28 protein-coding genes are annotated in these 23,692 nt (G+C 57.3%); 12 read left to right on the top strand and 16 right to left on the bottom strand.

Translation table 11 applies throughout. The features are described from left to right. Positions 1–21: 21 nt before the first annotated feature. Positions 22–894 carry an arabinose operon transcriptional regulator AraC gene (araC, locus tag ACQUTP_RS19625; protein ID WP_004206480.1) on the top strand — a complete coding sequence of 291 codons (873 nt, stop codon included), beginning with the start codon at positions 22–24 and terminating at the stop codon, positions 892–894. A 61-nt stretch (positions 895–955) separates the two neighbouring features. Here the strand turns inward: araC and ACQUTP_RS19620 are convergent, their stop codons facing one another. Continuing rightward, complete coding sequence (locus tag ACQUTP_RS19620) at positions 956–1,162, bottom strand: DUF1107 domain-containing protein (protein WP_002886707.1); 207 nt, start codon at positions 1,160–1,162, stop codon at positions 956–958. Positions 1,163–1,486: 324 nt separating this feature from the next. Between ACQUTP_RS19620 and ACQUTP_RS19615 the strand changes: the two genes are divergently transcribed. After that, the gene (locus tag ACQUTP_RS19615) at positions 1,487–2,044 is read left to right on the top strand and encodes a YtfJ family protein (RefSeq protein ID WP_004206478.1); all 558 of its coding nucleotides are present in this window, start codon (positions 1,487–1,489) and stop codon (positions 2,042–2,044) included. On the opposite strand, the gene cysQ is transcribed toward ACQUTP_RS19615, so the two are convergent. Beyond that, on the bottom strand, positions 2,034–2,777 hold the full coding sequence (cysQ, locus tag ACQUTP_RS19610) for a 3'(2'),5'-bisphosphate nucleotidase CysQ (RefSeq protein WP_017900585.1): 744 nt from the start codon (positions 2,775–2,777) through the stop codon (positions 2,034–2,036). The genes ACQUTP_RS19615 and cysQ overlap by 11 nt on opposite strands. 191 nt (positions 2,778–2,968) lie before the next feature. On the opposite strand from cysQ, the gene cpdB reads away from it, so the two are divergent. Continuing rightward, positions 2,969–4,912, top strand: a complete 1,944-nt coding sequence (gene cpdB, locus ACQUTP_RS19605) for a 2',3'-cyclic-nucleotide 2'-phosphodiesterase (protein ID WP_135716059.1) — start codon at positions 2,969–2,971, stop codon at positions 4,910–4,912. Between the two features lie 312 nt (positions 4,913–5,224). On the opposite strand, the gene ACQUTP_RS19600 is transcribed toward cpdB, so the two are convergent. Continuing rightward, entirely contained in the window at positions 5,225–5,596 is a 372-nt protein-coding gene (locus ACQUTP_RS19600) for a winged helix-turn-helix transcriptional regulator (RefSeq protein ID WP_004206475.1), read from the bottom strand. Positions 5,597–5,686: 90 nt separating this feature from the next. On the opposite strand from ACQUTP_RS19600, the gene ACQUTP_RS19595 reads away from it, so the two are divergent. The 4 genes from ACQUTP_RS19595 (at position 5,687) to ytfE (ending at position 9,230) form a co-directional block, all read left to right on the top strand. Then, positions 5,687–6,535, top strand: coding sequence for an SDR family oxidoreductase (locus tag ACQUTP_RS19595; RefSeq protein WP_285755476.1), 849 nt, complete (start codon positions 5,687–5,689; stop codon positions 6,533–6,535). 78 nt (positions 6,536–6,613) lie between these two features. After that, complete coding sequence (locus ACQUTP_RS19590) at positions 6,614–7,438, top strand: AraC family transcriptional regulator (RefSeq protein ID WP_004206473.1); 825 nt, start codon at positions 6,614–6,616, stop codon at positions 7,436–7,438. A gap of 75 nt (positions 7,439–7,513) precedes the next feature. Further along, positions 7,514–8,485, top strand: a complete 972-nt coding sequence (locus ACQUTP_RS19585) for a DMT family transporter (RefSeq protein ID WP_004206472.1) — start codon at positions 7,514–7,516, stop codon at positions 8,483–8,485. 82 nt (positions 8,486–8,567) lie between these two features. Then, a complete protein-coding gene (gene ytfE, locus ACQUTP_RS19580) occupies positions 8,568–9,230 on the top strand; it encodes an iron-sulfur cluster repair protein YtfE (RefSeq protein WP_069734326.1) in 663 nt (220 codons plus the stop codon). Positions 9,231–9,334: 104 nt separating this feature from the next. Here ytfE and cycA read toward each other — a convergent pair whose 3' ends face one another. Both cycA and fklB read right to left on the bottom strand, forming a co-directional pair. Continuing rightward, positions 9,335–10,738, bottom strand: a complete 1,404-nt coding sequence (gene cycA, locus ACQUTP_RS19575; protein ID WP_004206470.1) for a D-serine/D-alanine/glycine transporter — start codon at positions 10,736–10,738, stop codon at positions 9,335–9,337. 305 nt (positions 10,739–11,043) lie between these two features. Next, positions 11,044–11,664 (bottom strand): FKBP-type peptidyl-prolyl cis-trans isomerase, encoded by a 621-nt coding sequence (fklB, locus tag ACQUTP_RS19570; protein WP_002886687.1) that lies wholly within the window; start codon positions 11,662–11,664, stop codon positions 11,044–11,046. Positions 11,665–11,883: 219 nt separating this feature from the next. Between fklB and ACQUTP_RS19565 the strand changes: the two genes are divergently transcribed. Next, positions 11,884–12,558: a LysM-like peptidoglycan-binding domain-containing protein gene (locus ACQUTP_RS19565; protein ID WP_023319573.1), complete on the top strand. Its 675-nt coding sequence runs from the start codon at positions 11,884–11,886 to the stop codon at positions 12,556–12,558. Between the two features lie 108 nt (positions 12,559–12,666). On the opposite strand, the gene rplI is transcribed toward ACQUTP_RS19565, so the two are convergent. The 4 genes from rplI to rpsF are packed head-to-tail and all read right to left on the bottom strand — an operon-like array spanning position 12,667 to position 14,105. Further along, positions 12,667–13,116 carry a 50S ribosomal protein L9 gene (rplI, locus tag ACQUTP_RS19560; protein WP_004206464.1) on the bottom strand — a complete coding sequence of 150 codons (450 nt, stop codon included), beginning with the start codon at positions 13,114–13,116 and terminating at the stop codon, positions 12,667–12,669. Between the two features lie 41 nt (positions 13,117–13,157). Next, entirely contained in the window at positions 13,158–13,385 is a 228-nt protein-coding gene (gene rpsR, locus ACQUTP_RS19555; protein WP_000135199.1) for a 30S ribosomal protein S18, read from the bottom strand. Between the two features lie 4 nt (positions 13,386–13,389). Next, positions 13,390–13,704 (bottom strand): primosomal replication protein N, encoded by a 315-nt coding sequence (gene priB, locus ACQUTP_RS19550; RefSeq protein ID WP_002885722.1) that lies wholly within the window; start codon positions 13,702–13,704, stop codon positions 13,390–13,392. 5 nt (positions 13,705–13,709) lie between these two features. Continuing rightward, a complete protein-coding gene (rpsF, locus tag ACQUTP_RS19545; protein ID WP_002885691.1) occupies positions 13,710–14,105 on the bottom strand; it encodes a 30S ribosomal protein S6 in 396 nt (131 codons plus the stop codon). Between the two features lie 341 nt (positions 14,106–14,446). Here rpsF and ACQUTP_RS19540 point away from each other — a divergent pair, with 341 nt between their 5' ends. Both ACQUTP_RS19540 and ACQUTP_RS19535 read left to right on the top strand, forming a co-directional pair. Then, positions 14,447–14,722, top strand: coding sequence for a DUF1471 domain-containing protein (locus ACQUTP_RS19540; protein WP_004206463.1), 276 nt, complete (start codon positions 14,447–14,449; stop codon positions 14,720–14,722). A gap of 149 nt (positions 14,723–14,871) precedes the next feature. Continuing rightward, a complete protein-coding gene (locus ACQUTP_RS19535) occupies positions 14,872–16,065 on the top strand; it encodes an MFS transporter (RefSeq protein ID WP_032456882.1) in 1,194 nt (397 codons plus the stop codon). 63 nt (positions 16,066–16,128) lie between these two features. Here ACQUTP_RS19535 and ACQUTP_RS19530 read toward each other — a convergent pair whose 3' ends face one another. From ACQUTP_RS19530 to ulaA, 6 genes are read right to left on the bottom strand one after another with little or no spacing between them, the layout of a single operon-like run. Continuing rightward, complete coding sequence (locus tag ACQUTP_RS19530; RefSeq protein ID WP_043519299.1) at positions 16,129–16,815, bottom strand: L-ribulose-5-phosphate 4-epimerase; 687 nt, start codon at positions 16,813–16,815, stop codon at positions 16,129–16,131. Next, positions 16,815–17,669 carry an L-ribulose-5-phosphate 3-epimerase gene (locus tag ACQUTP_RS19525; protein WP_017900591.1) on the bottom strand — a complete coding sequence of 285 codons (855 nt, stop codon included), beginning with the start codon at positions 17,667–17,669 and terminating at the stop codon, positions 16,815–16,817. Before ACQUTP_RS19525 ends, ACQUTP_RS19530 begins: the two co-directional genes overlap by 1 nt. A 9-nt stretch (positions 17,670–17,678) precedes the next feature. After that, positions 17,679–18,329 (bottom strand): 3-keto-L-gulonate-6-phosphate decarboxylase UlaD, encoded by a 651-nt coding sequence (gene ulaD / locus ACQUTP_RS19520; protein ID WP_008807179.1) that lies wholly within the window; start codon positions 18,327–18,329, stop codon positions 17,679–17,681. Between the two features lie 13 nt (positions 18,330–18,342). Further along, a complete protein-coding gene (gene ulaC, locus ACQUTP_RS19515; protein WP_023319570.1) occupies positions 18,343–18,810 on the bottom strand; it encodes a PTS ascorbate transporter subunit IIA in 468 nt (155 codons plus the stop codon). Between the two features lie 9 nt (positions 18,811–18,819). Further along, entirely contained in the window at positions 18,820–19,125 is a 306-nt protein-coding gene (gene ulaB, locus ACQUTP_RS19510; protein WP_002885682.1) for a PTS ascorbate transporter subunit IIB, read from the bottom strand. Positions 19,126–19,137: 12 nt separating this feature from the next. Continuing rightward, on the bottom strand, positions 19,138–20,538 hold the full coding sequence (ulaA, locus tag ACQUTP_RS19505; RefSeq protein ID WP_017900593.1) for a PTS ascorbate transporter subunit IIC: 1,401 nt from the start codon (positions 20,536–20,538) through the stop codon (positions 19,138–19,140). A 363-nt stretch (positions 20,539–20,901) separates the two neighbouring features. On the opposite strand from ulaA, the gene ulaG reads away from it, so the two are divergent. Next, entirely contained in the window at positions 20,902–21,966 is a 1,065-nt protein-coding gene (gene ulaG / locus ACQUTP_RS19500; RefSeq protein WP_080847904.1) for an L-ascorbate 6-phosphate lactonase, read from the top strand. 107 nt (positions 21,967–22,073) lie between these two features. Beyond that, the gene (ulaR, locus tag ACQUTP_RS19495; RefSeq protein ID WP_004206453.1) at positions 22,074–22,829 is read left to right on the top strand and encodes an HTH-type transcriptional regulator UlaR; all 756 of its coding nucleotides are present in this window, start codon (positions 22,074–22,076) and stop codon (positions 22,827–22,829) included. On the opposite strand, the gene yjfP is transcribed toward ulaR, so the two are convergent. Further along, entirely contained in the window at positions 22,826–23,542 is a 717-nt protein-coding gene (yjfP, locus tag ACQUTP_RS19490) for an esterase (RefSeq protein WP_004206452.1), read from the bottom strand. The genes ulaR and yjfP overlap by 4 nt on opposite strands. Between the last annotated feature and the right edge of the window lie 150 nt (positions 23,543–23,692).

Here is a 23,692-nt window from a genome sequence, read left to right as displayed (position 1 = left end):
GGCGCTCAGGTGGGAGAGAGAATGGAACTGGATATCAATGAGCTACTCAATTTCTCGCCATTGATGAAGACCTTTACCTTCAATGCCTGGGTCGTCGCAGGCTTCACGCCGATTACCCGCGGCTCCACGCTGGACTACTACATTAACCGCCCGCAGGGGATGAAAGGTTACATCATTAATCTGACCCTGCGCGGCCAGGCGCGGGCGAAGGCGGGCGATGGCTTCCTTCTGTGCCGGGAAAACGATCTGCTGCTGTTTCCTCCCGGGGTGCCCCATCACTACGGCAGGGACGAGCACAGCGAGTATTGGGACCATCTGTGGATCTACTTTATCCCCCGCCCCTACTGGATAGACTGGCTAAAGTGGGACCAAACTACTCACGGTATCGGCAAAACAACCATTAACGATCCCGAACAGCTCCAGCAGCTGCGCGATCTGTTCTACGAAGTGATACGCCATCACTCGGCATCCGCGCCGCTGTCGGAAGCGCTGGCGATGAACGCCCTGGAAAGATTGATCCTTCACTGTTTTCAGCGACAGCCCATCAGCAACCGTCACGCCCACGACCCACGGATTAACGCCGTCTGCGACTACCTCAACGCCCATATTGCGCAGGAGGTAAAAATCGAGACCCTGGCGGCGATGGTATTTATCTCCCCTTCACGTCTGGCGCACCTTTTCAAAAATGAACTGGGGCAAACGGTTTATGCATGGCGGGAAACGCAACGCATCAACCGCGCCAGGTGGCTTATTCAGAGCACCTCGCTCCCGCTTAACAAAATTGCTTTATCGGTAGGCTACAGCGATCCGGTCTATTTCACCCGCTTGTTTCGTAAACATAACGGTATTCCACCGGGCGAATATCGCAAACGCTATGCGGAAATGAAGGGCTAAAAACATCAACGGCTCCCATCGGGAGCCGTCTTTTACCTACTACGTACTGCTACGTTTCAGGTTATGCCATCTCAGTTTGCAGACGCAACACCTGACGATTGACTTCGGACATCACTGACAGATGCAGCTTGTCCTTGACCTTCGGGATAAGGATTTTGCCCTTATCAAATTCAAATGCGCCAACGTCCTTGATGTACAACCGTCCACGAAACAGGATCTTCACGTACTTCGCCACTTGCAGCGGATTGTAGCGTTGGAAAATTTTCATTCTTCTCTCCTGCCAGGGTTACGCTCCTGTGGTGCCACAGTTAGCCCACGTATCGGGAGCGCAAATTTTAATGCCCTAAAACTATAGTCCAGAATCTCAGAGGGACCCAGTATGTATAAGTTTATTTACCCTTTGATGACAATAATTCAGAATTTTCGTTTCAGACATACGATGAAGTAAGTATAAGTCGCCGTTTTTCGACTAATTTGTGCGTCAACACGCAAACTGGCATCCTCATTGCGGGTAATCACCACCAATCGCACTTATGATTAAACGAGACCAAGTGGTCGGATCACCTGCACAAAAAATGATTAAGGAAACCGTATGACCCTACGTAGCATACTGGCCGCCTCGTTACTCCTCGTGCCGCTGCTGGCCTCAGCGCATAACTTTGTCGATGGCCAGCGCGTGGCGCCGGTCGGCGTCGCGGATCGGGGCGAATTAATTCTGGATAATGATAAGTTTAGCTATAAAAACTGGAATAGCTCGCAGCTGGCGGGAAAAGTGCGCGTCGTCCAGCACATCGCCGGACGCTCGTCAGCAAAAGAGAAAAATGCCAATCTGATCGAGGCGATTAAAGCGGCGGGCTTCCCGCACGATCGCTATCAGACCACCACCATCGTCAATACCGACGATGCCATCCCGGGCACCGGTATGTTTGTGCGCAACAGTATCGAAAGCAATAAAAAGCTCTTCCCATGGTCGCAATTTATCGTCGACAGCAATGGATTGGTGCGAAAAGCCTGGCAGCTGGACGAGAAGAGCTCGGCGATTGTGGTGCTGGATAAGAGCGGGCGCATCCAGTGGGCCAAAGACGGCGCGCTCACTCAGCAAGAGGTGCAGCAGGTGATCGACCTGCTGCATAAATTGCTTAATAAATAGAGACCCGGAAGCCGGGATTGAGGAAGGATTCACGCGGCGTGTAGTCGAGGGTTTTGCCCTGCCAGTCGTGAACATGCGCCCCGGCGGCGACCGCGACGGCATGGCCGGCGGCGGTGTCCCAGGTGCTGGTCGGCCCGAAGCGCGGATAGAGCTGGGCCTGGCCTTCCGCCACCAGGCAGAACTTCAGCGAGGAGCCGATGGAAGTGGTCTGGTGCTCGCCCAGCTGCTCAAGGTACTCCTGCAGCTCCGGATCGTTGCCATGGGAGCGGCTGATCACCACCAGCGGTGGACGGGCATCGCGGACCTGGATCTGCTTGCGCACGCCGCACTCTTCTTTCCAGGCTTTGCCTTTTTCCGCGCTGTACATCACCTTCATCACCGGCGCATAGACCACGCCCAGCGTCGGCTTGCCGTTTTCAATCAGCGCGATATTAACGGTGAACTCGCCGTTACGCTTAATAAATTCTTTGGTGCCGTCCAACGGGTCGACCAGCCAGTAGCGCTGCCAGTGCTGGCGCACTTCCCAGGCCGGCGGGTCCTCTTCCGACAGAATGGGAATGGTGGCATCCAGCGCCTGCAGGCCGCTGACAATGACTTTATGCGCCGCGATATCCGCCGCCGTGACCGGAGAATCATCTTTCTTGCTGGCGACGTTGATCGGCTGGTTTCCATCGTAAACTTCCATGATGGCATCGCCCGCGTTCCGTGCAAGCTGACATACTTGTTCTAACATTCTCCACCTCGTCTGGTTACAGTGGCGTTAACTTGTTGTTTTATTTATATCGCATCACCGCAAGTTCCGCTATCTGTGATAACGATGGCGGTTTCTCTGCCCGCTTTTCTGGCAAGATTCACATTTCTGTAAGCAACAGAATATAAATACATTTTCTTCTGTGCTATCGCTCATAAAAAAGGACGCCTCTGATGATTAAGTTTAGCGCAACGCTCCTGGCCACGCTGATCGCCGCCAGCGTCAACGCCGCAACGGTCGACCTGCGGATCATGGAAACCACCGATCTGCACAGCAATATGATGGACTTTGACTATTACAAAGATGCCGCCACGGAGAAATTCGGCCTGGTGCGTACCGCCACCCTGATTGAACAGGCGCGGGCAGAAGCGAAAAACAGCGTACTGGTGGATAACGGGGATGTCATCCAGGGGAGCCCGCTGGGCGACTACATGGCCGCCAAGGGACTGAAAGAGGGCGATGTTCATCCGGTGTATAAGGCGATGAATACCCTGAATTATGCCGTCGGCAACCTGGGCAACCATGAATTCAACTACGGCCTCGACTTCCTGCACAAGGCGCTAGCCGGGGCGAAATTCCCCTACGTGAACGCCAATATCATCGATGCCAAAACCGGCAAACCGCTGTTCACCCCGTACCTGATCAAGGATACCCCGGTTCAGGACAGCGCAGGTCAATCCCACACCCTGCGCATCGGCTATATCGGCTTTGTGCCGCCGCAGATCATGACCTGGGATAAAGCCAATCTTAGCGGCAAAGTGACGGTCAACGACATTACCGAAACCGCGCGCAAATATATCCCGGAGATGCGGGCGAAAGGGGCTGATGTGGTGGTAGTGGTCGCTCACTCCGGCCTCTCCGCCGACCCGTATCAGGCGATGGCCGAGAACTCAGTCTACTACTTAAGCCAGGTGCCCGGCGTTGACGCCATCATGTTCGGCCACGCCCACGCGGTATTCCCAGGCAAAGACTTCGCCAACATTAAAGGCGCGGATATCGCCAGAGGGACGCTGAACGGCGTACCGGCGGTGATGCCGGGAATGTGGGGCGATCATCTCGGGGTGGTCGATCTGGTGCTGAACAACGACAGCGGCAAATGGCAGGTGACTCAGAGTAAAGCGGAAGCACGGCCAATCTACGACGCGGTGGCGAAGAAATCGCTGGCGGACGAAGACGGTAAGCTGGTGGCGGTGCTGAAAGCCGATCACGACGCTACTCGCGAGTTCGTCAGTAAGCCGATCGGCAAGTCCGCCGACAACATGTACAGCTATCTGGCGCTGGTGCAGGACGACCCGACGGTGCAGGTAGTCAACATGGCGCAGAAAGCCTACGTTGAACACTACATTCAGGGCGACCCGGATCTGGCGAAACTACCGGTACTCTCCGCTGCCGCGCCGTTTAAAGTCGGCGGGCGTAAAAACGATCCGGCGAGCTTCGTGGAAGTGGAAAAAGGCCAGCTTACCTTCCGCAACGCCGCCGACCTCTATCTCTACCCGAACACCCTGGTGGTGATGAAGGTCAGCGGGAAGGAGGTCAAGGAGTGGCTGGAGTGCTCCGCCGGGCAGTTTAATCAGATCGATCCCGCCAGCAGCAAGCCGCAGTCGCTGATCAACTGGGACGGCTTCCGCACCTATAACTTCGACGTGATTGACGGGGTGAACTACCAGATCGACGTCACTCAGCCGGCCCGCTACGACGGCGAATGTCAGATGATCCATCCGCAGGCAGAGCGTATTAAGCACCTGACCTTCAACGGCAAACCGGTCGATCCGCAGGCCACTTTCCTGGTCGCCACCAATAACTATCGCGCGTACGGCGGTAAATTCGCTGGCACCGGCGAAAGCCATATCGCCTTCGCCTCACCGGATGAAAACCGTTCAGTGCTGGCGGCGTGGATTGGCGCGCAATCGAAGAAGGATGGCGCGATCCATCCGGCGGCGGATAACAACTGGCGTCTGGCGCCGATCCACAGTAAGACGCCGCTGGATATCCGTTTTGAGACCTCGCCTGGCGACAAAGCCGCGGCGTTTATCAAAGAGAAAGCCCAGTATCCGATGCGTCAGGTGGCCACCGATGATATCGGCTTCGCCATTTATCAGCTGGATTTGAGTCAGTAATCCCTGTTCCCCGGTGGCGCTGCGCTTACCGGGGTTACAAACCGGAGCTGACGAGTAGCCCGGATAAGGCGCCAGCCGCTATCCGGAAATATCTCCCCGGTGGCGCTGCGCTTACCGGGGCTACAAACCGGAGCTGATGGGTAGCCCGGATAAGGCGCCAGCCGCTATCCGGGAACATCTCCCCGGTGGCGCTGCGCTTACCGGGGCTACAAACCGGAGCTGACGGGTAGCCCGGATAAGGCGCCAGCCGCTATCCGGGAACATCTCCCCGGTGGCGCTGCGCTTACCGGGGCTACAGGGAGTGATACATTTTCACTCCTCGTGGCTAGCCAGCACCGCCGGCAGATTAACCTCGATCCAGTCCGCCAGGGCCGCCACCTTCTCGCTCACCTGCAGGCCGAGCGGCGTCAGGCTATATTCAACGTGCGGCGGCACCACCGGATAAGAGACGCGGTCGATAAAACCATCCTGCTCCAGGGCCTGCAGCGACTGCGCCAGCATTTTTTCGCTGACTCCGCCCATTTTGCGCCGCAAATCGCTGAAGCGATGGGTTCCTTCGCGCAGCGCCACCAGAATCAACACGCCCCAGCGGCTGGTGACATGTTTAAGCACATCGCGCGACGGGCACTGTTCCGCAAACAAATTGCCATTGCGCAGTTTCTCGCTCAGCGTCGGTTCGGCCATTTTCACACTTACCTTTTTGTACGTACTTACTAAAAGTTAGTTAAGGTGTTAGCTTACCACAACTGCCACTAAACACGAAGGAGAAGACTAATGATCGCTCTTACCGGTGCTACCGGCCAGCTTGGCCACTACGTTCTGCAAGACCTGCTTAAAACCGTCCCTGCCGGCCAGATTGTGGCGATTGTCCGCAACCCGGCCAAAGCCCAGACTCTCAGCCAGCAGGGCGTTGTCGTCCGCCAGGCCGACTATAGCGACGAAGCGGCGCTGACCGCCGCGCTGCAGGGAGTGGATAAACTGCTGTTAATCTCCTCCAGCGAAGTCGGCCAGCGCGCCGTACAGCACCGCAACGTCATCAACGCCGCCAAAGCCGCTGGGGTGAAGTTCATCGCCTACACCAGCCTGCTGCACGCCGACACTTCGCCGCTGGGCCTGGCCGCAGAGCATATTGCAACTGAGCAGATGCTGGCCGACTCGGGTATCGTTTACGCCCTGCTGCGTAACGGCTGGTATACTGAAAACTATCTGGCCAGCGCGCCGCCGGCGCTGGAGCACGGCGTGTTTATCGGCGCCGCCGGCGAAGGTAAAATTGCCTCCGCTACCCGCGCAGATTATGCCGCCGCGGCCGCCCGCGTTATCGCCGGTGAAGGCCATGCAGGGAAAGTTTATGAACTGGCGGGTGATAACGCCTGGACGCTGAGCGACCTGGCTGCTGAGCTGAGCAAGCAAAGCGGTAAAAACGTGGTCTACCAAAACCTCAGCGAAGCCGACTTTGCCGCCGCGCTGAAAAGCGTCGGCCTGCCGGCGGGTCTGGCCGATATGCTGGCAGACTCCGACGTCGGCGCCTCGAAAGGCGGGCTGTTTGACGACAGCCGCACCCTGAGTACGTTGATCGGCCGTCCGACCACCTCCCTTGCCGAAAGCGTGAAAGGCATTCTGTAACCGCCCCTCTCAGCTTTTGCGGTTGCGTCCCGGCGGTTCCTCTCTCATATTGAAGAGATTAATCGTCGGGAGGCAGGCATGCAGGGCGTACCACCCCAATTTAGTGATGAAAAAGATCGCGCGCGCTTTCGCCATCTCGAACAGCTGCCCGGGGTAGAGCTTTACCACGCCCATATCTCCCGCTACGCCTTTGAACCCCATACCCACGAAGCTTTCGGCATTGGCGTGATTGAGCAGGGCGCCGAGCGCTTTCGCTACCGCGGCAGTCAGCACATTGCCGCCGCCAACGCCATTGTCACCATGAATCCCGACGAGCTGCACACCGGCGAAGCGGAAACCGCCGACGGCTGGCGCTACCGGATGATTTATCTGGAGCCCGACCGTCTGGAAGCCATCACCGGGGTGCGCGACTGGTGGTTCAGCGAGGTGGTTCGCGAGGATCCCCTGCGGTCCCGGCGGATTGGCCAGCTGATTTACGGTCTGTGGCACAGCGAAGATGCGCTGGCCCAGCAGGGAATGCTACTCGACCTCATCGACGCCTTCCGCCCTCTGGCCCACCATGCCTCGGCGCAGGGTGAGGCCGGGCATCGCTTCGACCGCGTGCGCGACTACCTGCATGATAACTATATGCGCCCCATCACCCTCGACGAGCTGGCGCAGGTGGCGGCGCTGAGCCCGTACCACTTTCAGCGCCAGTTTAAAGCCCACTATCACGTAACGCCCCATCAGATGCTGATGGCCATCCGCCTGTGGCGCGCCAAAGCGTTTCTCACCCACGGCATGCCCGCCGCCGAAGTGGCGATAGCCGTCGGCCTCACCGACCAGTCTCACCTGACCCGCGCCTTCACCCAGCGTTACGGCATTACGCCGGTACGCTATCAGAAGCAGGTCGCCAGGCGCTGATGCGCAATCTCATACAATATTCCCGCCCGGCCTCCTTCTACACTGCAGACAACAGTGATGACAATGGATGCAATGATGATTAGTGGTGTGTTGTATGCCCTGCTGGCGGGGCTGATGTGGGGTTTAATTTTCGTCGGGCCTTTGCTGGTGCCAGAGTATCCGGCGATGCTGCAGTCGATGGGACGCTATCTGGCGCTGGGTCTGATCGCCCTGCCGCTGGCATGGCTCGGGCGCGCGCGTTTGCGCCAGCTGAGCCGGAACGACTGGTGGACCGCGCTGGGTCTGACGATGATGGGAAATCTTATCTATTACGTCTGCCTGGCCAGCGCCATTCAGCGTACCGGGGCGCCGGTCTCCACCATGATTATCGGCACGCTGCCGGTGGTATTGCCGGTCTTCGCCAATCTGCTTTACAGCCAGCGCGACGGAAAGCTGCCATGGCGGCGCTTGTTTCCGGCGCTGGTCTGCATCGCCGTCGGCCTGATCTGCGTTAACGTCGCGGAACTGCGCCAGGGGCTGCCTGATTTTAGCCCGTGGCGCTACGGCTCCGGCATTGCGCTGGCGCTGGGGTCGGTGGTCTGCTGGGCCTGGTATGCCCTGCGCAACGCCCGCTGGCTTCGGGAGAACCCGCATCAACCGCCGATGATGTGGGCTACCGCTCAGGCGCTGGTGACGCTTCCGGTTTCGCTGGCCGGCTATCTCGCCGCCTGCGCCTGGCTGCACGGTCAGCAGGCCGGGTTCCCCCTGCCCTTCGGCCCGCGCCCGGCGGTGTTTATTACGCTGATGCTGGCCATCGCGGTGCTCTGCTCATGGGTCGGCGCGCTGTGCTGGAATATTGCCAGTCAACGATTACCGACGGTGATCCTCGGGCCGCTTATCGTTTTCGAAACCCTGGCCGGGCTTCTGTATACCTTTCTGTTGCGGCAAAGTTTACCGCCGCTGCTGACCCTGAGCGGTATCCTGCTGCTGGTGCTCGGCGTGGTCTCCGCCGTCCGCGCCAGGCCGGAAAAACCAACGTTGCAACCGCTGACGAACGAAAAAAAGTAGCCGGGCCCTATTAAGGGGTATTCCCTCGCCAAAAAGATGCATTTAAAATACATCTTATATTCCTGATGACGAGGTAACTGCTATGGCTTTCCGTGACCAACCTTTAGGCGAGCTGGCGCTGACCATCCCGCGCGCCTCCGCCCTGTTCCGTCAATACGATATGGATTACTGCTGCGGCGGCAAACAGACGCTGGCGCGCGCCGCATCGCGCAAAGCGCTGGATGTCGCGGTGATTGAGGCCGAGCTGGAGAAACTGGCCGGGGAGCCTATCACCCGCGACTGGCGCGCGGCGCCTCTGGCGGAGATCATCGACCGTATCATCGTTCGCTATCATGACCGGCACCGCGAACAGCTGCCGGAGCTGATCCTGCAAGCCACCAAGGTTGAACGGGTCCACGCCGATAAACCGAATGTGCCGAAAGGGCTGACGAAGTACCTGACCATGCTGCAGCAGGAGCTCTCCAGCCACATGATGAAAGAGGAGCAGATCCTGTTTCCGATGATCAAACAGGGGATGGGCGCCCAGGCCGGGGGCCCGATCGGCGTAATGGAAAGCGAGCATGATGAAGCGGGCGAACTGCTCGAGGTAATCAAACATATCACCCATAACGTGACGCCGCCGCCGGAAGCCTGCACCACCTGGAAGGCAATGTATAACGGTATCAACGAGATGATCGACGATCTGATGGAGCACATCAGTCTGGAAAATAACGTGCTGTTCCCGCGTGCGCTCGCCGGTAAGTAAAGAAAAAGGCGCCCGCAGGCGCCCTCGACATTGTCCGTCTTATTTGGCCACTTTGAGTGGCCTTTTTTATGACGATCCGTTGCAAGCAACGTTAAAATTTTCGTTTATTTCGCCAGACGTTTTTTGCCGGCAAACAGCCAGCCCGCACCCAGCAGAACAAACCACAGCGGGGTGACCATCAGCGCTTCACGGGTATCATCTTCGAGGGTCAACAGCACCAGTACGAAGACGAAGAAGGCCATGCACACCCAGCACATTAATTTGCCCAGCGGCATCTTATACTTGGACTTCTCGTGCAGCTGCGGACGCTTTTTACGATAGACCAGGTAAGAGCAAAGGATAATCGTCCAGACGAACATGAACAGGATCGCCGACACCGTGGTGATCATGGTGAACGCGGCGATCACGCTCGGGTTGACCATCAGCATCACCACACCGCCCAGCAGGCACATGCAGGAGAAGGTTAAGCCCTTCGCCGGCACCGCACGCTTCGACAGCTTGGCGAACATCTTCGGCGCCTGACCATCCTGCGCCAGACCGAACAACATACGGCTGGTGGAGAAGACGCCGCTGTTGGCTGAGGAGGCTGCGGAAGTCAGCACCACGAAGTTAATCAGGCTCGCCGCCGCCGGCAGACCGACCAGCACGAACAGCTCAACGAACGGGCTCTTGCTCGGCACCACGGAGCTCCACGGCGTCACCGACATAATCACAATCAATGCGAAGACGTAGAACATAATGATACGCAGCGGGATGGAGTTAATCGCCCGCGGCAGGGATTTTTCCGGGTCTTTGGTCTCAGCCGCAGTGGTACCGACCAGCTCAATCCCCACGAAGGCGAATACCGCAATCTGGAAGCCGGCGAAGAAGCCGCTCAGCCCTTTAGGGAACCAGCCGCCGTCATTCCACAGATGCGCGAAAGAGGCTTCGACGCCGGTCGGCGATTTAAAATGCATCATGACCATCACCAGGCCGACCACGATCAGCGCCACGATGGCGACGATTTTGATCATCGCGAACCAGAACTCCATTTCGCCAAACATTTTGACGGTGGCAAGGTTCAGGCCCAGCAGCAGCAGGATCACCGCCAGCGACGCGACCCAGTCGGAGAGTCCGGGAAACCAGAACTGCGCGTAGGCGGTGATCGCCACCACGTCCGCCATCCCCGTCACCACCCAGCAGAACCAATAGGTCCAGCCGGTAAAGTAGCCCGCCCAGGGGCCCAGCAGATCGGCCGCGAAGTCGCTGAAGGATTTATATTCGAGGTTCGACAGCAGTAATTCGCCCATGGCTCGCATAACGAAAAACAGCATAAAACCGATAATCATATAAACAAAAATAATGGATGGCCCGGCAAGGCTGATGGTTTTGCCAGAACCCATAAATAATCCAGTGCCGATCGCCCCGCCAATTGCAATCAGCTGAATATGTCGGTTTGTGAGATTTCGCCGTAGCGATTGTTCAGTCGGCTCCTGCTCGATAGCAGCGACTTTAACCTGATCTACCATGTGATTTCTTCCTGTTGTACCTGTCTGTGTTGTTCAGGCTCTGATGGCCTGTCGTCTGTCATTAACCCCAGCAAGGGCTAGTCGATATTAGGTAAGAATCGGAGGGATGAATACTATGATTTAGATATAATGTTAATTTTATGTTTAAAGTGAGTGTTATATCACTCATCTAACGCGAAATAGCTCACAAAAATACACCCATATGCGATGAATGCAAAACATAATTCCAATTAATTTTTAACTTAAGGATTTTACGCTATTTTTGTGGCTTCCCCCGCCGCTGGGGAAGAGGAAGCCTCTGCTGTTTAGATAATATCCAGCAGTTCAACTTCGAAGATCAGGGTGCTGAACGGAGGGATCGACGCGCCAGCGCCGCGCTCGCCGTAGGCCAGGTTGTGCGGGATGGTCAGTTCCCATTTGGAACCTACCGGCATCAGGGTCAGCGCTTCAATCCAGCCGCCGATTACGCCGGTCACCGGGAACTCTGCCGGTTCGCCGCGGGCGACGGAGCTGTCGAAGACGGTGCCGTCGATCAGTTTGCCGGTGTAGTGCACGCGTACGCGGTCGGTACGGGCCGGGATCGGGCCTTCGCCCTGGGTCAGCACGCGGAACTGCAGGCCGGACTCGGTGCTGTTCACACCCTCTTTCTCGCGGTTTTCATCAAGGTACTTCTGGCCGTCAGCGGCCATCGCCTGGAAACGCTCGCGACGCACGGCGTCGGCGCGCTCGTGGATTTCACGCAGCGCACGGTGGACGGCTTCTACCGGCACCTGCGGCTGGTTACCTTCCAGCGCATCGGCGATACCCGCCACCAACGCTTCCGGCAGCAGCCCCTGCAGGCCGGATTCGCTCAGCTGTTGTCCAACCTGCAAGCCGATACCGTAACTTGCCTGCGCTTCGATAGTGTCAAAAGTTGGGGTTGCCATCTTTGTTCCTTTTTTGGGTGATAAACATCAAGAGAAAAGCGTCCGGAAGCATAACAGCCATAGCGAAATGGGTAAAACTTTGTCGGCGGATGATGACAAATCTCAGCGAAAAAGAAACAATAGGCGGCATCAGGTTAACTTCACTTTGTTCCGGTCATCAGGACGTTAGCCATCTATACTCATATGCAGGATAAAAATATGCGGAGCAGGAGGAAAGCCATGCCCGGGCGCTTTGAACTGACATCTACCCTGGCGAAAATCTGGCACGCCCCGGATCATTTTCGCCTCCTGGACCCACTGCCCCCGATGCACCGCCGGGGAATTATCGCTGGCTTCCTGTTGGTTATCATCGGCATTCTGCTTCCCTCTGACGATAGCCAAAACCCGGCGACCACCAGCCGTGAAGCAAATCTGAATCTGCAGTCGCAGTCCCAGCCGCAAGCTGGCGGCAATCAGGCCGTTCCCCTGCCGCCGATCACCAATACGCCTACCGTGAGCGATGCCGACCAGATGGCACCGGTCGCCCCGGAGCCGATTCAGGATGAGCAACCGGACCAGGCGCAAACGCAACAGCCCGCTGCCTCCCAGCCCTATCAATCCTCATCGCAGCAGTCCGCGCCGGGCATTGAGCAACAGTGGCGAACCTATCGCATCGAGTCGGGCAAAACCCTGGCCCAGCTGTTCCGCGATCATGGGCTGCCGGCCACCGACGTCTACGCCATGGCGCAGGTTGAAGGCGCTGGTAAACCATTAAGCACGTTGCAGAGCGGACAGACGGTGCAGATTCGGCAGAACGCCAACGGCGTGGTCACCGGGCTCACTATTGATACCGGCAATGGTCAGCAGGTGCTGTTTACCCGCCAGTCGAATGGCAGTTTTGTGCGTGCGCGCTAGCAGAGAAGACGACAGCGAGCGTTACGCCGCCGCAAAATGAAGGGCTCTGGAAAGCAAAACGCCGGCACAAGGCCGGCGGTTTGTTGTTACCAGAACGTCAGATGCCGATTACTCAGCAACCACGTTGATGATAACTTTAGCGAATACTTCGCTGTGAACCTGGAAGTCCACTTCGTGCTCGCCAACGTTACGCAGAACGCCGTTCGGCAGGCGAACTTCGCTCTTAGCAACTTTAACGCCTGCTGCAGTGACAGCGTCAGCGATGTCGCGAGTACCGATGGAACCGAACAGTTTACCTTCGTCGCCAGCTTTAGACGCGATGGTTACGGATTCCAGGGCGTTGATCTGCGCAGCACGAGCTTCAGCAGCTGCCAGAACGTCAGCCAGTTTGGCTTCCAGTTCAGCGCGACGCGCTTCGAAGAATTCAACGTTTTTCTTGGTAGCAGGAACAGCTTTACCCTGCGGGACCAGGAAGTTACGAGCATAGCCCGCTTTAACGTTAACCTGATCACCCAGGCTACCCAGGTTTGCTACTTTATCAAGCAGAATAACTTGCATTACCTTATCCTCTCAAAGTCGTATTAATGGACCGTGACCGATTACTGATGACGATCAGTGTACGGCAGCAGGGACAGGTAGCGAGCGCGTTTGATAGCGCGTGCCAGCTGACGCTGATATTTTGCACGGGTACCGGTGATACGGCTCGGGACAATCTTACCGCTTTCGGTGATGTAGTTTTTCAGCGTAGCGATATCTTTATAGTCGATCTCTTGAACGCCTTCCGCGGTGAAACGGCAGAACTTGCGACGACGGAAATAACGTGCCATATGGCTAGTCTCCAGAATCTATCAATTCAATCTGCTCGGCATGCAGAACCATTTTGCTCAAGCCGTTCTTTGCCTTATGGCAAGAGATGAACCCTCGAACGGTTACTGCGCTACCGACCGTTATACTGTGAGTAATGGCCTGGTTCTCGTGACCGCTAATAATAACGGGCATCTGACACCATGCCTGCCGGTGAAAACCGGCTTCCTCCTGCACTGAACGATGCTCAAGCACGAACTGGCAGTGAGGAATTCCTGACGGGCTGACCTTACGAAGTGGAGTCCTGCAAATAATGCCGGACAGCTCCAGACGGTTGGTCATCAGGATTACTCTTCAGAATCCCCAGCTTCAGAATCATCTGCGGTTTCGTTGGCGAAATCTTCGCGACGCTCACGGCGCTCGTCTTTCGCTTTAACCATCGGAGATGCTTCGGTAACAGCGTGCTTAGTACGCATTACCATGCTGCGGATAACGGCGTCGTTGAAGCGGAAGTTAGTTTCCAGCTCATCGATCGCTTCCTGCGGCGCTTCAACGTTCATCAGAACGTAGTGAGCTTTGTGCAGTTTGTTGATCGGATAAGCCAGCTGACGGCGGCCCCAGTCTTCCAGACGGTGGATCGTACCTGCTGCTGCAGTGATTGCACCAGTGTAACGTTCGATCATGCCCGGAACCTGTTCGCTCTGGTCAGGATGGACCATAAAAACGATTTCGTAATGACGCATCGAATTGCTCCTTACGGATTATTCAGCCTCCTGTCTGGGTCAGCCGCGGCCCATGGAGGCAAGGAACGTGTTAAAGGGCGGCTGAAAAATTGACGCGTCATTCTAATGGCGGCCCCCCAGGAACACAAGCGCATTTGCACAAATAATTCGCACTATGCGTCAAGTTGCGCTAAGTGGGTGATTTAAAATTAACCAGCAAAGGAAGCGGCATTTTTTTGAACAACTGCATCAGAAAAGGTCGCCATGCGACGAACGCGCAGCGATTACACTTATATCAAAGCCCAACGACCACAGGAGAGCCCCCGAGTCAGCGTCAGGACTGTCAGTCAGGAGCGTAGTATATGAAACTGAAAATCATCGCCATGATGGCTGCGCTTTTCTTCAGCGCCAACGCGCTGGCAGCTATCCAAATCACCGAACGACAGGCCCGCAACATGGACGACGTGCAGAGCCTCGGCGTTATCTATATCAATCATAATATGGCCACTGAGCACGAGGCTGAACAGGCCCTTAGCCAGCTGAGCGATGCGCAGGGGGCGAAATACTTCCAGCCCATCCTGATGCATGAACCAGAAACCAACGGCCCGCTTCGCGCCAGCGCGGTGATATACCGCTAACGCCGGGCCCATTCTTCGCCTCTCCTCGCGAGGGGCGAAGCGAAACCCTCACCTAAACGCAATTGAGAATTATTTTATAAACCGACTTATCAGCGTCATTGCAACCTGATTTAATCATCAGTCTGTTTTTTGATAATCAGGAGTAATGGATGGTTCCGCGTTTCGCCACCTTAGGCCGTATTCCCAAAGGCGTTTGGGTGCTCGGCGGCGTCAGCCTGCTGATGGATGTGTCGTCCGAGATGATCCACAGTCTCTTACCGCTGTTTATGGCCACCACCCTCGGCGCCAGCGTGATCATTATCGGTCTTATCGAGGGGCTGGCGGAAGCCACCGCCCTGATCCTGAAAGTCTTCTCCGGCGCGATCAGCGACTACGTCGGCAAGCGCAAAGGGCTGGCGCTGCTGGGCTACGGCCTGGGCGCGCTCAGCAAGCCGCTGTTTGCCATCGCCCCGACCGCCGGCGTGGTGTTTAGCGCCCGCATGATAGACCGCGTAGGCAAAGGCATTCGCGGCGCGCCGCGAGACGCGCTGGTCGCCGACGTCACCCCACCGGAGATCCGCGGCGCTGCCTACGGGCTGCGTCAGGCGCTGGATACCATTGGCGCCTTTCTCGGCCCGCTGCTGGCTGTGCTGCTGATGTTTCTCTGGGCCAACGATTTTCACGCCATATTCTGGGTGGCGGTTATTCCCGCCGTGCTCTCCATTCTCCTGCTGGGTTTTGGTCTGCAGGAGCCAAAATCCGCCATCGGTCATAAACGCAGTAATCCGCTGAAGCGCGAAAATCTGCAAAAGCTCTCCGCCGCCTACTGGTGGGTGGTCGCCATCGGTAGCATCTTCACCCTTGCCCGCTTCAGCGAAGCCTTTCTGGTGCTGCGCGCCCAGCAGATGGAGATCCCGCTGTTTACTATTCCGCTGGTGATGGTGGCGATGAACCTCGTCTACAGCGTTACGGCCTACCCGTTCGGCAAGCTCTCTGACAGCATGAGCCACAGCAAACTGCTGCAGTGGGGACTGCTGGTGCTGATCCTCGCCGATATCGTGCTGGCCCTCAGCGGCCACTGGAGCACGCTGCTGGTCGGGGTCGCGCTATGGGGAATTCACATGGGGATGACCCAAGGGCTGTTGGCGGCGATGGTCGCCCATACGGCGCCGCCGGAGCTACGCGGCACGGCGTTCGGTATGTTCAACCTGATGAGCGGCCTGGCGCTGTTGCTGGCCAGTACCTGCGCCGGAGTGCTGTGGGAAACCTTCGGCGCCGCTTCGACGTTTTACGCTGGCGCGATAATTTGCGTGGTCACGCTCATCGGCATGCGCGCTATGCCGTCAGCTTATCGTCAGGGCTAAAAAACAGCTCCGGGGCCAGACCAGTTGTTTCACCGTGACGGTGAAAGCCCCGGAGCGCGTCGTTTACTTCTGCCCGTAGTAGGCGTTCGGCCCGTGTTTACGCAGAAAATGTTTTTCCATCAGCCAGCTATCAATCGGCTGCAGCTGCGGATTAATGCCGCGGGCAATCCACGCCATGCGCGCCACCTCTTCCATCACTACCGCGTTGTGCACCGCCTCGTGGGCGTCTTTCCCCCAGGAGAACGGCCCATGCTGATAGACGACGATCCCCGGCGTATGCAACGGGTTTGTCTCGCCCAGCGTTTCGATAATCACCTTCCCGGTGTTCAGCTCGTAGGCCTCATCCACCTCCTGCGCGCTAAGCGCCCGGGTGCAAGGGATATCACCGAAGAAGTAGTCCGCATGAGTGGTGCCGAGCGCCGGGATCGCCAGCCCCGCCTGCGCCCAGGCGGTAGCGTGCGTCGAGTGGGTATGCACCACCCCGCCAAGGCCGGGATAACGGCGATAGAGCGCCAGATGGGTAGCGGTATCAGAGGAGGGACGCCAGCGTCCTTCCACCACGTTGCCCTGCAGATCGACCACCGTCATGTCATCGACGGTCATGGCGTCGTAGGCCACGCCGCTGGGTTTGATCGCCACCAGCCCGCGCTGCCGGTCAATCGCGCTGACATTGCCCCAGGTGAAGGTCACCAGGCCGTAGCGCGGCAGATCCATATTGGCCTCGAACACCTGCTGTTTCAGTTGTTGCATTACGCCGCCTCCATCAGCCCGGCGCGGGCCATCCGCGCTTTCACCCAGTCGCGCGCCTTCGCCACTTCCGCTAGCGGATCCGCGCTGCTTTCACTCCACATCTCAATCAGATACGGGCCGCAGTAGCCGGTCTGTTTGAGGGTTGCGAAGCAGCGTTCAAAATCGACGACCCCTTCGCCGAACGGCACGTTTTTAAAGACGCCGGGCCGGGTATCTTTGACGTGCACCGCCACGATGTGCCCCATGCCGGCCTGCAGCTCCATCTGGACGTCGTTATCCCACGCCGACAGATTGCCGATATCGGGATAAAGCTGGAACCACGGATTATTCAGGTAATGGGCGTAGCCCAGCGCTTTGCTGATCGAGTTCATCAACGGGTAGTCCATAATCTCCATCGCCAGGGTTACCTGGGCCCGGCTGGCCATCTCGACGCTCTCTTTCAGGCCATCGCGAAAGCGGCGCCGCGTCTCATCGTTCGCCTGCTGGTAATAGACGTCGTAACCTGCCAGCTGGATCACCCGGATCCCGACATCCTGCGCCAGTTGGATGGCTTTGCGCATGATTTCCAGCCCCTGAAGACGCACCGCGTCATCTTCGCTGCCCAGTGGAAAACGGCGATGGGCGCTCAGGCACATCGATGGCACCCGGACGCCGGTTTCGGCCACCGCCTTGACCAGCGCCAGACGCTGCTCCGGGCTCCAGTCCAGCCGTGCAAGGCGAGCGTCCGTTTCATCGAGGGACATTTCCACAAAATCAAAGCCCAGCGCTTTCGCCAGCTTTAGCCGCTCCAGCCAGCACTCCCCGGCGGGGAGCGCTTTTTCATAGATGCCGAGCGGAATTTGTTTCGCCAACATAGCCGCTCCTTAACCCCACAGCTGGGCGATAGAGCGTTTAAACTGGCGCGCCGCTTCCACCGGCGAAGCGGCATCGCGGATGCTGCGCCCGGCAATAAAGACGTGGATGGGGATGCCGGCGAACAGCGGCAGGTCCTCCAGCGCCAGGCCGCCGGTGACGGTCACTTTGAAGCCCATATCGGACAGACGCTTAATTGCGCTGATATCCGCCTCGCTCCACGCCACGCCCGCCGCCTGCGCGTCGCGGCTGCGGTGATAGACCACCTGCTGGATGCCCGCCTCGCGCCATGCCTGCGCCTGCTCCCAGGTCCAGAAGCCGGTTAGCTCGATCTGAACGTCGCCGTTGAACTCTTTGGCGACATCCAGCGCCCCTTTGGCGGTATTGATATCGGCGCAGCAGATCACCGTGACCCAGTCGGCGTTGGCTTCAAAGCACATCCGCGACAGAATCTTGCCGGCGTCGGCGATTTTGGCGTCCGCCAGCACAATTTTATGCGGGTACAGCGCTTTCAGATCGCGCACCGCACGCACCCCTTCCCCGACGCAAAGGATGGTGCCGACTTCAATGATATCCACCTCTTCGGCGATCAGGCGGGTGGTCTCGTAGGCGCTGGCCAGCGTTTGGTTGTCCAGTGCGACCTGTAACATAGGTAATGACATGATAGTGTTCCTTTTAAACAGCCGCCGCGGTGGCGTTTTTAATTAAATCCAGCACTTCCTGCTCGCTGCGGCAGGCGCGTAAACGGTCGAAATTGGCTTCATCATCAAACAGATTAACGATCTGCATAATCCCCACCTCCTGGTGAGTGGTGGCGTCAACCGCCGCCATGGTGATCAGAATGTCGACCGGGTCATTATCTTCGTGGTTGAAAATCAGCGGTTTTTTCAGGGTCACCAGCGCAAACCCGGTTTTCCTGACGCCCTCTTCCGGCCGCCCGTGCGGCATCGCCAGCCCGGGGGCAATCACAAAATAGGGGCCGTGCTCGGCCACGCCGTCGAGAATGGCCTGGTAATAGCGCGGTTCCACGACGTCGGCGGCCACCAGCAGATCGACGCCGATTTTTACCGCCTCCTGCCAGGTTTCCGCTTCCGCCTGCAGGCGGATGGAGTGGTTCTGCGCCAGCGATTCATGAAGTTTCATGGCCGCTCCTTATTTCACGTCCTGCGGGAAGTGAGCTTTAATCACCTCCAGCAGCTTGGGACCGAAATCCGCTGGCGAAAGCATGTTACGCACGCCCACCACATGTTTATTACCGGAGACGGTAATCTCCCCCGCGATATGGGTTGAAGCGATGATGATATCCGCGCCGTTCAGCTCGCTTTTGTATTCACCTACCGCGCAGCTGTTTACCGTGTGGTCGATGTTGGATTGCGTCAGAAACTGGTCCACCTTCATTTTCATGATCATGGAACTGCCTTGCCCGTTACCACACACAGCCAGAATACGTACGGTCATAATCAGAACTCCTTATTGGGCAGAGGCCTCTGCCAGTTTTTTTTCCGCGTCCTCCTCGGCGCGCAGCGCGCGGCCGGCGAAGAACATATAAGCCAGTGCAATCAGGATGATGACGGCCATAAACGCCAGCCCGACGGAGGCGAAGCCCTGCATCATCGGCGGCGCCAGAATCGACCAGTCCGCCATCCCCATCCAGGCGCTCATGCCGGTGAGTTTCACCGCCCATACGCAACCGAATATTTCAATCATGCCCATCACCAGGCAGATTTTGAGCGCCGCGCGCCAGCCGCCAAAGTGGTTGGCAAAAACGCCAATCGTCGCGTTGGAGAAGAACATAGGGATAAAACCTGGAATAATCAGAATCGGGGAGCCGACGCCGACCAGAATGCCGACGGCAATCAGCTGACCGATGGTGCCCCACATAAAGCCCCAGACCACCGCATTCGGCGCGAAGCTATAGATAGCGGCGCAGTCGATCGCCAGCACCGCCCCGGGGATCAGACGCAGCGAGATACCGTTGAAGGCTTCGGACAGCTCGGCGACGAACATCCGCACGCCCTGAGTGATGATGAAAATCGCCACCGCGAAGGAGAAACCGGTCTGCAGGATATAGACCGTCCAGTGGGTTTTACCCGCCATCGCCTGCACCACGTCAATGCCGAAAGAGAGCAGGATCGCACCGAAGAAGATAGTCATCACAATCGCGGTGGAAACAATGTTGTCGTGGAAGATGTTCAGCCAGCCGGGCAGCTTGAGGTCTTCGACGCTCTCCTCTTTTTTCCCCAGCCAGGGCGCCACTTTGTAGGCAATCCACGAGGCGAACTGCTGCTGGTGCCCGATAGAAAAACCGCAGCCGTCGGTGACCAGCTGAGTAGGCTTGTACATCATATTGGAGGTAATGCCCCAGTAGAGTGACACCAACACCGCGGTGCAGATGATGGTGGTCCACATGGAGTAGCCGAAAATAAAGAACGAGACCGCAATCAGCCCCGCCTGCTGAAACATGATATGGCCCGTCAGCATGATGGTGCGGATGCCGGTAATCCGGCGCAGCAGGACGTAACAGATATTCAGCGCCAGCGCCAGCAGCACCGCGTAGCCCACCCAGCTATACGCCTCGCCCATCCGGTCGATGGTCGCCATCATCGAGGCATAGGTGTCAGAGATGGCGCCGTTAATGCCGTACACCTCTGACATTTTCGCCACCACCGGTTTAAAGGTGCTGGTGAGGATACCGGAGCCGGCTTGTAACAGCATGAAACCGATAATGGTTTTGATGGTGCCTTTGATAATCACGCTGACGCTTTTACGCAGCAGGATATAGCCCAGGCAGGTCACGATACCCAGCAGCAGCGGGGCATTAGTCATCACCTGATTAAAGAAAACGGTAAAGATGTTGTAGAGGATTGCCATAACACACTCCCGATGGTGAAGGCGCTGAACGCGCCTTACGCTCAGCATTTCTCGTTGCTCACTCTAATAATCAAAAATAATCACAACAAGATTAAATTTGATTAAATGTGACGCACACCGCAATAATCCTTTCCTTCATTCAGGTTATTTCCATTCATTTATAATGCAACAAAAATAAACATTTTAAATCATATAGATAAAACAAAAACCAAGGCACGTAAGCTGTGAAAAAGACGGGAGATCATACGTATCAGATCGCAAAAGGGATGGAAAACATGATTGCAATCCTGGAAGCACAGTGACAACATAAATCAAAACCAATCAAATAATGATTACTTTTGAAAATACACGAGGAAGACCGCGATGAGTAAAGTACAGACCATCACCCGTGAATCATGGATCCTGAACACCTTTCCGGAATGGGGTAGCTGGCTGAATGAAGAGATTGAGCAGGAGCAGGTTGCGCCCGGCACCTTCGCCATGTGGTGGCTGGGCTGTACCGGCATCTGGTTGAAATCCGAAGGCGGCGCCAACGTCTGCGTCGATTTCTGGTGCGGCACCGGCAAGCAGAGCCACGGCAATCCATTGATGAAAACCGGCCATCAGATGCAGCGGATGGCAGGGGTGAAGAAGCTCCAGCCCAATCTGCGCACCACCCCGTTCGTGCTCGATCCATTCGCCATTCGCCAGATTGACGCGGTCCTCGCGACACACGATCACAACGATCATATTGACGTCAACGTCGCCGCCGCCGTCATGCAGAACTGCTCGGCCGATGTGCCGTTTATCGGCCCGAAAACCTGCGTCGATATGTGGATCGGCTGGGGCGTGCCGAAAGCGCGCTGTATCGTCATGAAGCCCGGCGATGTCGTGAAGATTAAGGACATTGAGATCCACGCGCTCGACGCGTTCGACCGTACCGCGCTGATCACCCTCCCGGCGGATCAAATAGCCGCCGGCGTGCTGCCGGACGGGATGGACCAGCGCGCGGTCAACTATCTGTTTAAAACACCGGGCGGCAACCTGTACCACAGCGGCGATTCCCACTACTCCAACTATTACGCGAAGCATGGCAACGAGCATCAGATTGACGTCGCCCTCGGCTCGTATGGCGAGAACCCGCGCGGGATCACCGACAAAATGACCAGCGCCGATATCCTGCGCATGGCAGAGTCGCTCAACGCGAAGGTGGTGATCCCGTTCCACCATGATATTTGGTCGAACTTTCAGGCCGATCCGCAGGAGATCCGCGTCCTGTGGGAGATGAAAAAAGATCGTCTGAAGTACGGCTTCAAGCCGTTTATCTGGCAGGTCGGCGGCAAATTTACCTGGCCGCTGGATAAAGACAATTTCGAATATCACTACCCGCGCGGCTTCGACGACTGCTTCACCATCGAGCCAGATCTGCCGTTCAAATCCTTCCTGTAAACCGCCTCCGGCAGGCCCTGCCTGCCGGAAATACCCCGCCTGAGGGTTAGTATTTTCACATGATTTCAAATATCATCTTTGCCGTTCACTTTTAATCGGATTCGCTCATGACGGAAGCGCAAAGGCACCAAATTCTGCTGGATCTGCTCGCCCAAACGGGGTTTGTTACCGTAGAGCAGGTGATGTCGCGGCTCGGGATCTCACCCGCAACGGCCCGACGTGATATCAACAAGCTGGATGAAAGCGGCAAACTGAAAAAGGTACGCAATGGCGCGGAAGCCATTAGCGAGCAGCGCCCCCGCTGGACGCCGATGAATATCCACCAGGCGCAGAATCTGGATGAAAAAGTGCGTATTGCGCGCGCCGCTTCGCAACTGATCGCGCCGGGTGAGAGCATCGTCATCAACTGCGGCTCCACCGCCTTTCTGCTGGGGCGTGAACTGTGCGGCAAACCGGTGCAGATCATCACTAACTATCTGCCGCTGGCCAACTACCTGATCGACCAGGAACACGACAGCGTGATTATCATGGGCGGGCAGTACAACCGCAGCCACGCCATCACCCTCAGCCCCCACGGCAGTGAAAACAGCCTCTATGCCGGGCACTGGATGTTCACCAGCGGCAAAGGGTTAACCGCCGAGGGGTTATACAAAACAGATATGTTGACCGCCATGGCCGAGCAGAAAATGCTCAGCGTGGTCGGCAAGCTGGCGGTGCTGGTCGACAGCAGCAAGATCGGCGAGCGCGCCGGAATGCTATTCAGCCAGGCCGGGCAAATTGACGTGGTGATCACCGGCAAACAGGCCGATGCCGCGATCCTCAAGCAGCTTGAGGACCAGGGCGTCAGCGTGATCCGCGTTTAAAGATGCTGCTGAAAAAAGGCGACCGTCGTGGCCAGCGCCTCCGGGGTGATGCGATGGCGGACGCCTTTCTGCCAGACGCAGGTCAGCCTGGCTGCAAGGTCGCTCTGCCTGAGCGCTTGCTCAAGGCGGAAGGTCTCTTCCGGCGGCACCACGTCGTCGGCATCGCCATGCCAGAGCAACAGCGGCCGCCGGGCGAGCGACGCCAGCTGATGGCTGACATCCCATTCGCTGAGGCTGTCGCCATCAAAGCCAGGCGAGGGAAACAGGGTTTGCGACAGCGAACGAAAATAGCCTGATCCCATCAGGCAGGCGACGCTGTTCAGCTCGGGATGGTGCGTCATGATACCCAGGGCCGTCATTCCCCCCATCGACGCCCCCGCCACCGCCAGTCGCTCTCCTTCCAGCCAGCCTTCGGCGATAATCGCCTCGCGCAGCGCGGGAAACTCGCTGAAATTCTGCTGCAGGATCGGCCAGAAGCGCTGCATCCGCCCGGTCTCATCACCGTGATAGCGCGCGCCATGCTCCGGCGCGTCCGGCATAATCACCCGGAAACCCGCCTGGGCCAGCGCCACCGCAAAGTAGCTGTAAACCAGTTTCGACGAGGTAAAGCCATGATAAAAGACGATACAGGGCAGTGGTTTGTCCAGACTCTCCTGCGGGCAGGCATGCAAAATTTCGCCACCGCCGAGGTTGCGCATTTCTAGTGCAATCATTTATCGTCTCCCTTCTCTATTGTGGTTAGGCGGCATGGGAAAATGCATTCACCAGGCAACCCAGTTTGCTACGATTCATAATGTTGAGAACCCGGTTACGCTTTCACAACATTTTCATTCGAAAATCGCGTCAGAGATAACAGTTCGGGA

The organism is Klebsiella sp. 2-CIP_Kleb. (assembly GCF_050378715.1).
In the GTDB taxonomy this organism is placed as follows: Bacteria; Pseudomonadota; Gammaproteobacteria; order Enterobacterales; family Enterobacteriaceae; genus Klebsiella; species Klebsiella quasipneumoniae.
The sequence above is the reverse complement of the archived record's forward strand: the minus strand, read 5'-3'. Positions and strand labels throughout refer to the sequence as shown.

Excerpts from the sequence above, each read along its gene's own strand:
- araC (WP_004206480.1), top strand. The coding sequence starts at position 22 with ATGGAACTGGATATCAATGAGCTACTCAATTTCTCGCCATTGATGAAG.
- ACQUTP_RS19620 (WP_002886707.1), bottom strand. The coding sequence starts at position 1,162 with ATGAAAATTTTCCAACGCTACAATCCGCTGCAAGTGGCGAAGTACGTG.
- ACQUTP_RS19615 (WP_004206478.1), top strand. The coding sequence starts at position 1,487 with ATGACCCTACGTAGCATACTGGCCGCCTCGTTACTCCTCGTGCCGCTG.
- cysQ (WP_017900585.1), bottom strand. The coding sequence starts at position 2,777 with ATGTTAGAACAAGTATGTCAGCTTGCACGGAACGCGGGCGATGCCATC.
- cpdB (WP_135716059.1), top strand. The coding sequence starts at position 2,969 with ATGATTAAGTTTAGCGCAACGCTCCTGGCCACGCTGATCGCCGCCAGC.
- ACQUTP_RS19600 (WP_004206475.1), bottom strand. The coding sequence starts at position 5,596 with ATGGCCGAACCGACGCTGAGCGAGAAACTGCGCAATGGCAATTTGTTT.
- ACQUTP_RS19595 (WP_285755476.1), top strand. The coding sequence starts at position 5,687 with ATGATCGCTCTTACCGGTGCTACCGGCCAGCTTGGCCACTACGTTCTG.
- ACQUTP_RS19590 (WP_004206473.1), top strand. The coding sequence starts at position 6,614 with ATGCAGGGCGTACCACCCCAATTTAGTGATGAAAAAGATCGCGCGCGC.
- ACQUTP_RS19585 (WP_004206472.1), top strand. The coding sequence starts at position 7,514 with ATGATTAGTGGTGTGTTGTATGCCCTGCTGGCGGGGCTGATGTGGGGT.
- ytfE (WP_069734326.1), top strand. The coding sequence starts at position 8,568 with ATGGCTTTCCGTGACCAACCTTTAGGCGAGCTGGCGCTGACCATCCCG.
- cycA (WP_004206470.1), bottom strand. The coding sequence starts at position 10,738 with ATGGTAGATCAGGTTAAAGTCGCTGCTATCGAGCAGGAGCCGACTGAA.
- fklB (WP_002886687.1), bottom strand. The coding sequence starts at position 11,664 with ATGGCAACCCCAACTTTTGACACTATCGAAGCGCAGGCAAGTTACGGT.
- ACQUTP_RS19565 (WP_023319573.1), top strand. The coding sequence starts at position 11,884 with ATGCCCGGGCGCTTTGAACTGACATCTACCCTGGCGAAAATCTGGCAC.
- rplI (WP_004206464.1), bottom strand. The coding sequence starts at position 13,116 with ATGCAAGTTATTCTGCTTGATAAAGTAGCAAACCTGGGTAGCCTGGGT.
- rpsR (WP_000135199.1), bottom strand. The coding sequence starts at position 13,385 with ATGGCACGTTATTTCCGTCGTCGCAAGTTCTGCCGTTTCACCGCGGAA.
- priB (WP_002885722.1), bottom strand. The coding sequence starts at position 13,704 with ATGACCAACCGTCTGGAGCTGTCCGGCATTATTTGCAGGACTCCACTT.
- rpsF (WP_002885691.1), bottom strand. The coding sequence starts at position 14,105 with ATGCGTCATTACGAAATCGTTTTTATGGTCCATCCTGACCAGAGCGAA.
- ACQUTP_RS19540 (WP_004206463.1), top strand. The coding sequence starts at position 14,447 with ATGAAACTGAAAATCATCGCCATGATGGCTGCGCTTTTCTTCAGCGCC.
- ACQUTP_RS19535 (WP_032456882.1), top strand. The coding sequence starts at position 14,872 with ATGGTTCCGCGTTTCGCCACCTTAGGCCGTATTCCCAAAGGCGTTTGG.
- ACQUTP_RS19530 (WP_043519299.1), bottom strand. The coding sequence starts at position 16,815 with ATGCAACAACTGAAACAGCAGGTGTTCGAGGCCAATATGGATCTGCCG.
- ACQUTP_RS19525 (WP_017900591.1), bottom strand. The coding sequence starts at position 17,669 with ATGTTGGCGAAACAAATTCCGCTCGGCATCTATGAAAAAGCGCTCCCC.
- ulaD (WP_008807179.1), bottom strand. The coding sequence starts at position 18,329 with ATGTCATTACCTATGTTACAGGTCGCACTGGACAACCAAACGCTGGCC.
- ulaC (WP_023319570.1), bottom strand. The coding sequence starts at position 18,810 with ATGAAACTTCATGAATCGCTGGCGCAGAACCACTCCATCCGCCTGCAG.
- ulaB (WP_002885682.1), bottom strand. The coding sequence starts at position 19,125 with ATGACCGTACGTATTCTGGCTGTGTGTGGTAACGGGCAAGGCAGTTCC.
- ulaA (WP_017900593.1), bottom strand. The coding sequence starts at position 20,538 with ATGGCAATCCTCTACAACATCTTTACCGTTTTCTTTAATCAGGTGATG.
- ulaG (WP_080847904.1), top strand. The coding sequence starts at position 20,902 with ATGAGTAAAGTACAGACCATCACCCGTGAATCATGGATCCTGAACACC.
- ulaR (WP_004206453.1), top strand. The coding sequence starts at position 22,074 with ATGACGGAAGCGCAAAGGCACCAAATTCTGCTGGATCTGCTCGCCCAA.
- yjfP (WP_004206452.1), bottom strand. The coding sequence starts at position 23,542 with ATGATTGCACTAGAAATGCGCAACCTCGGCGGTGGCGAAATTTTGCAT.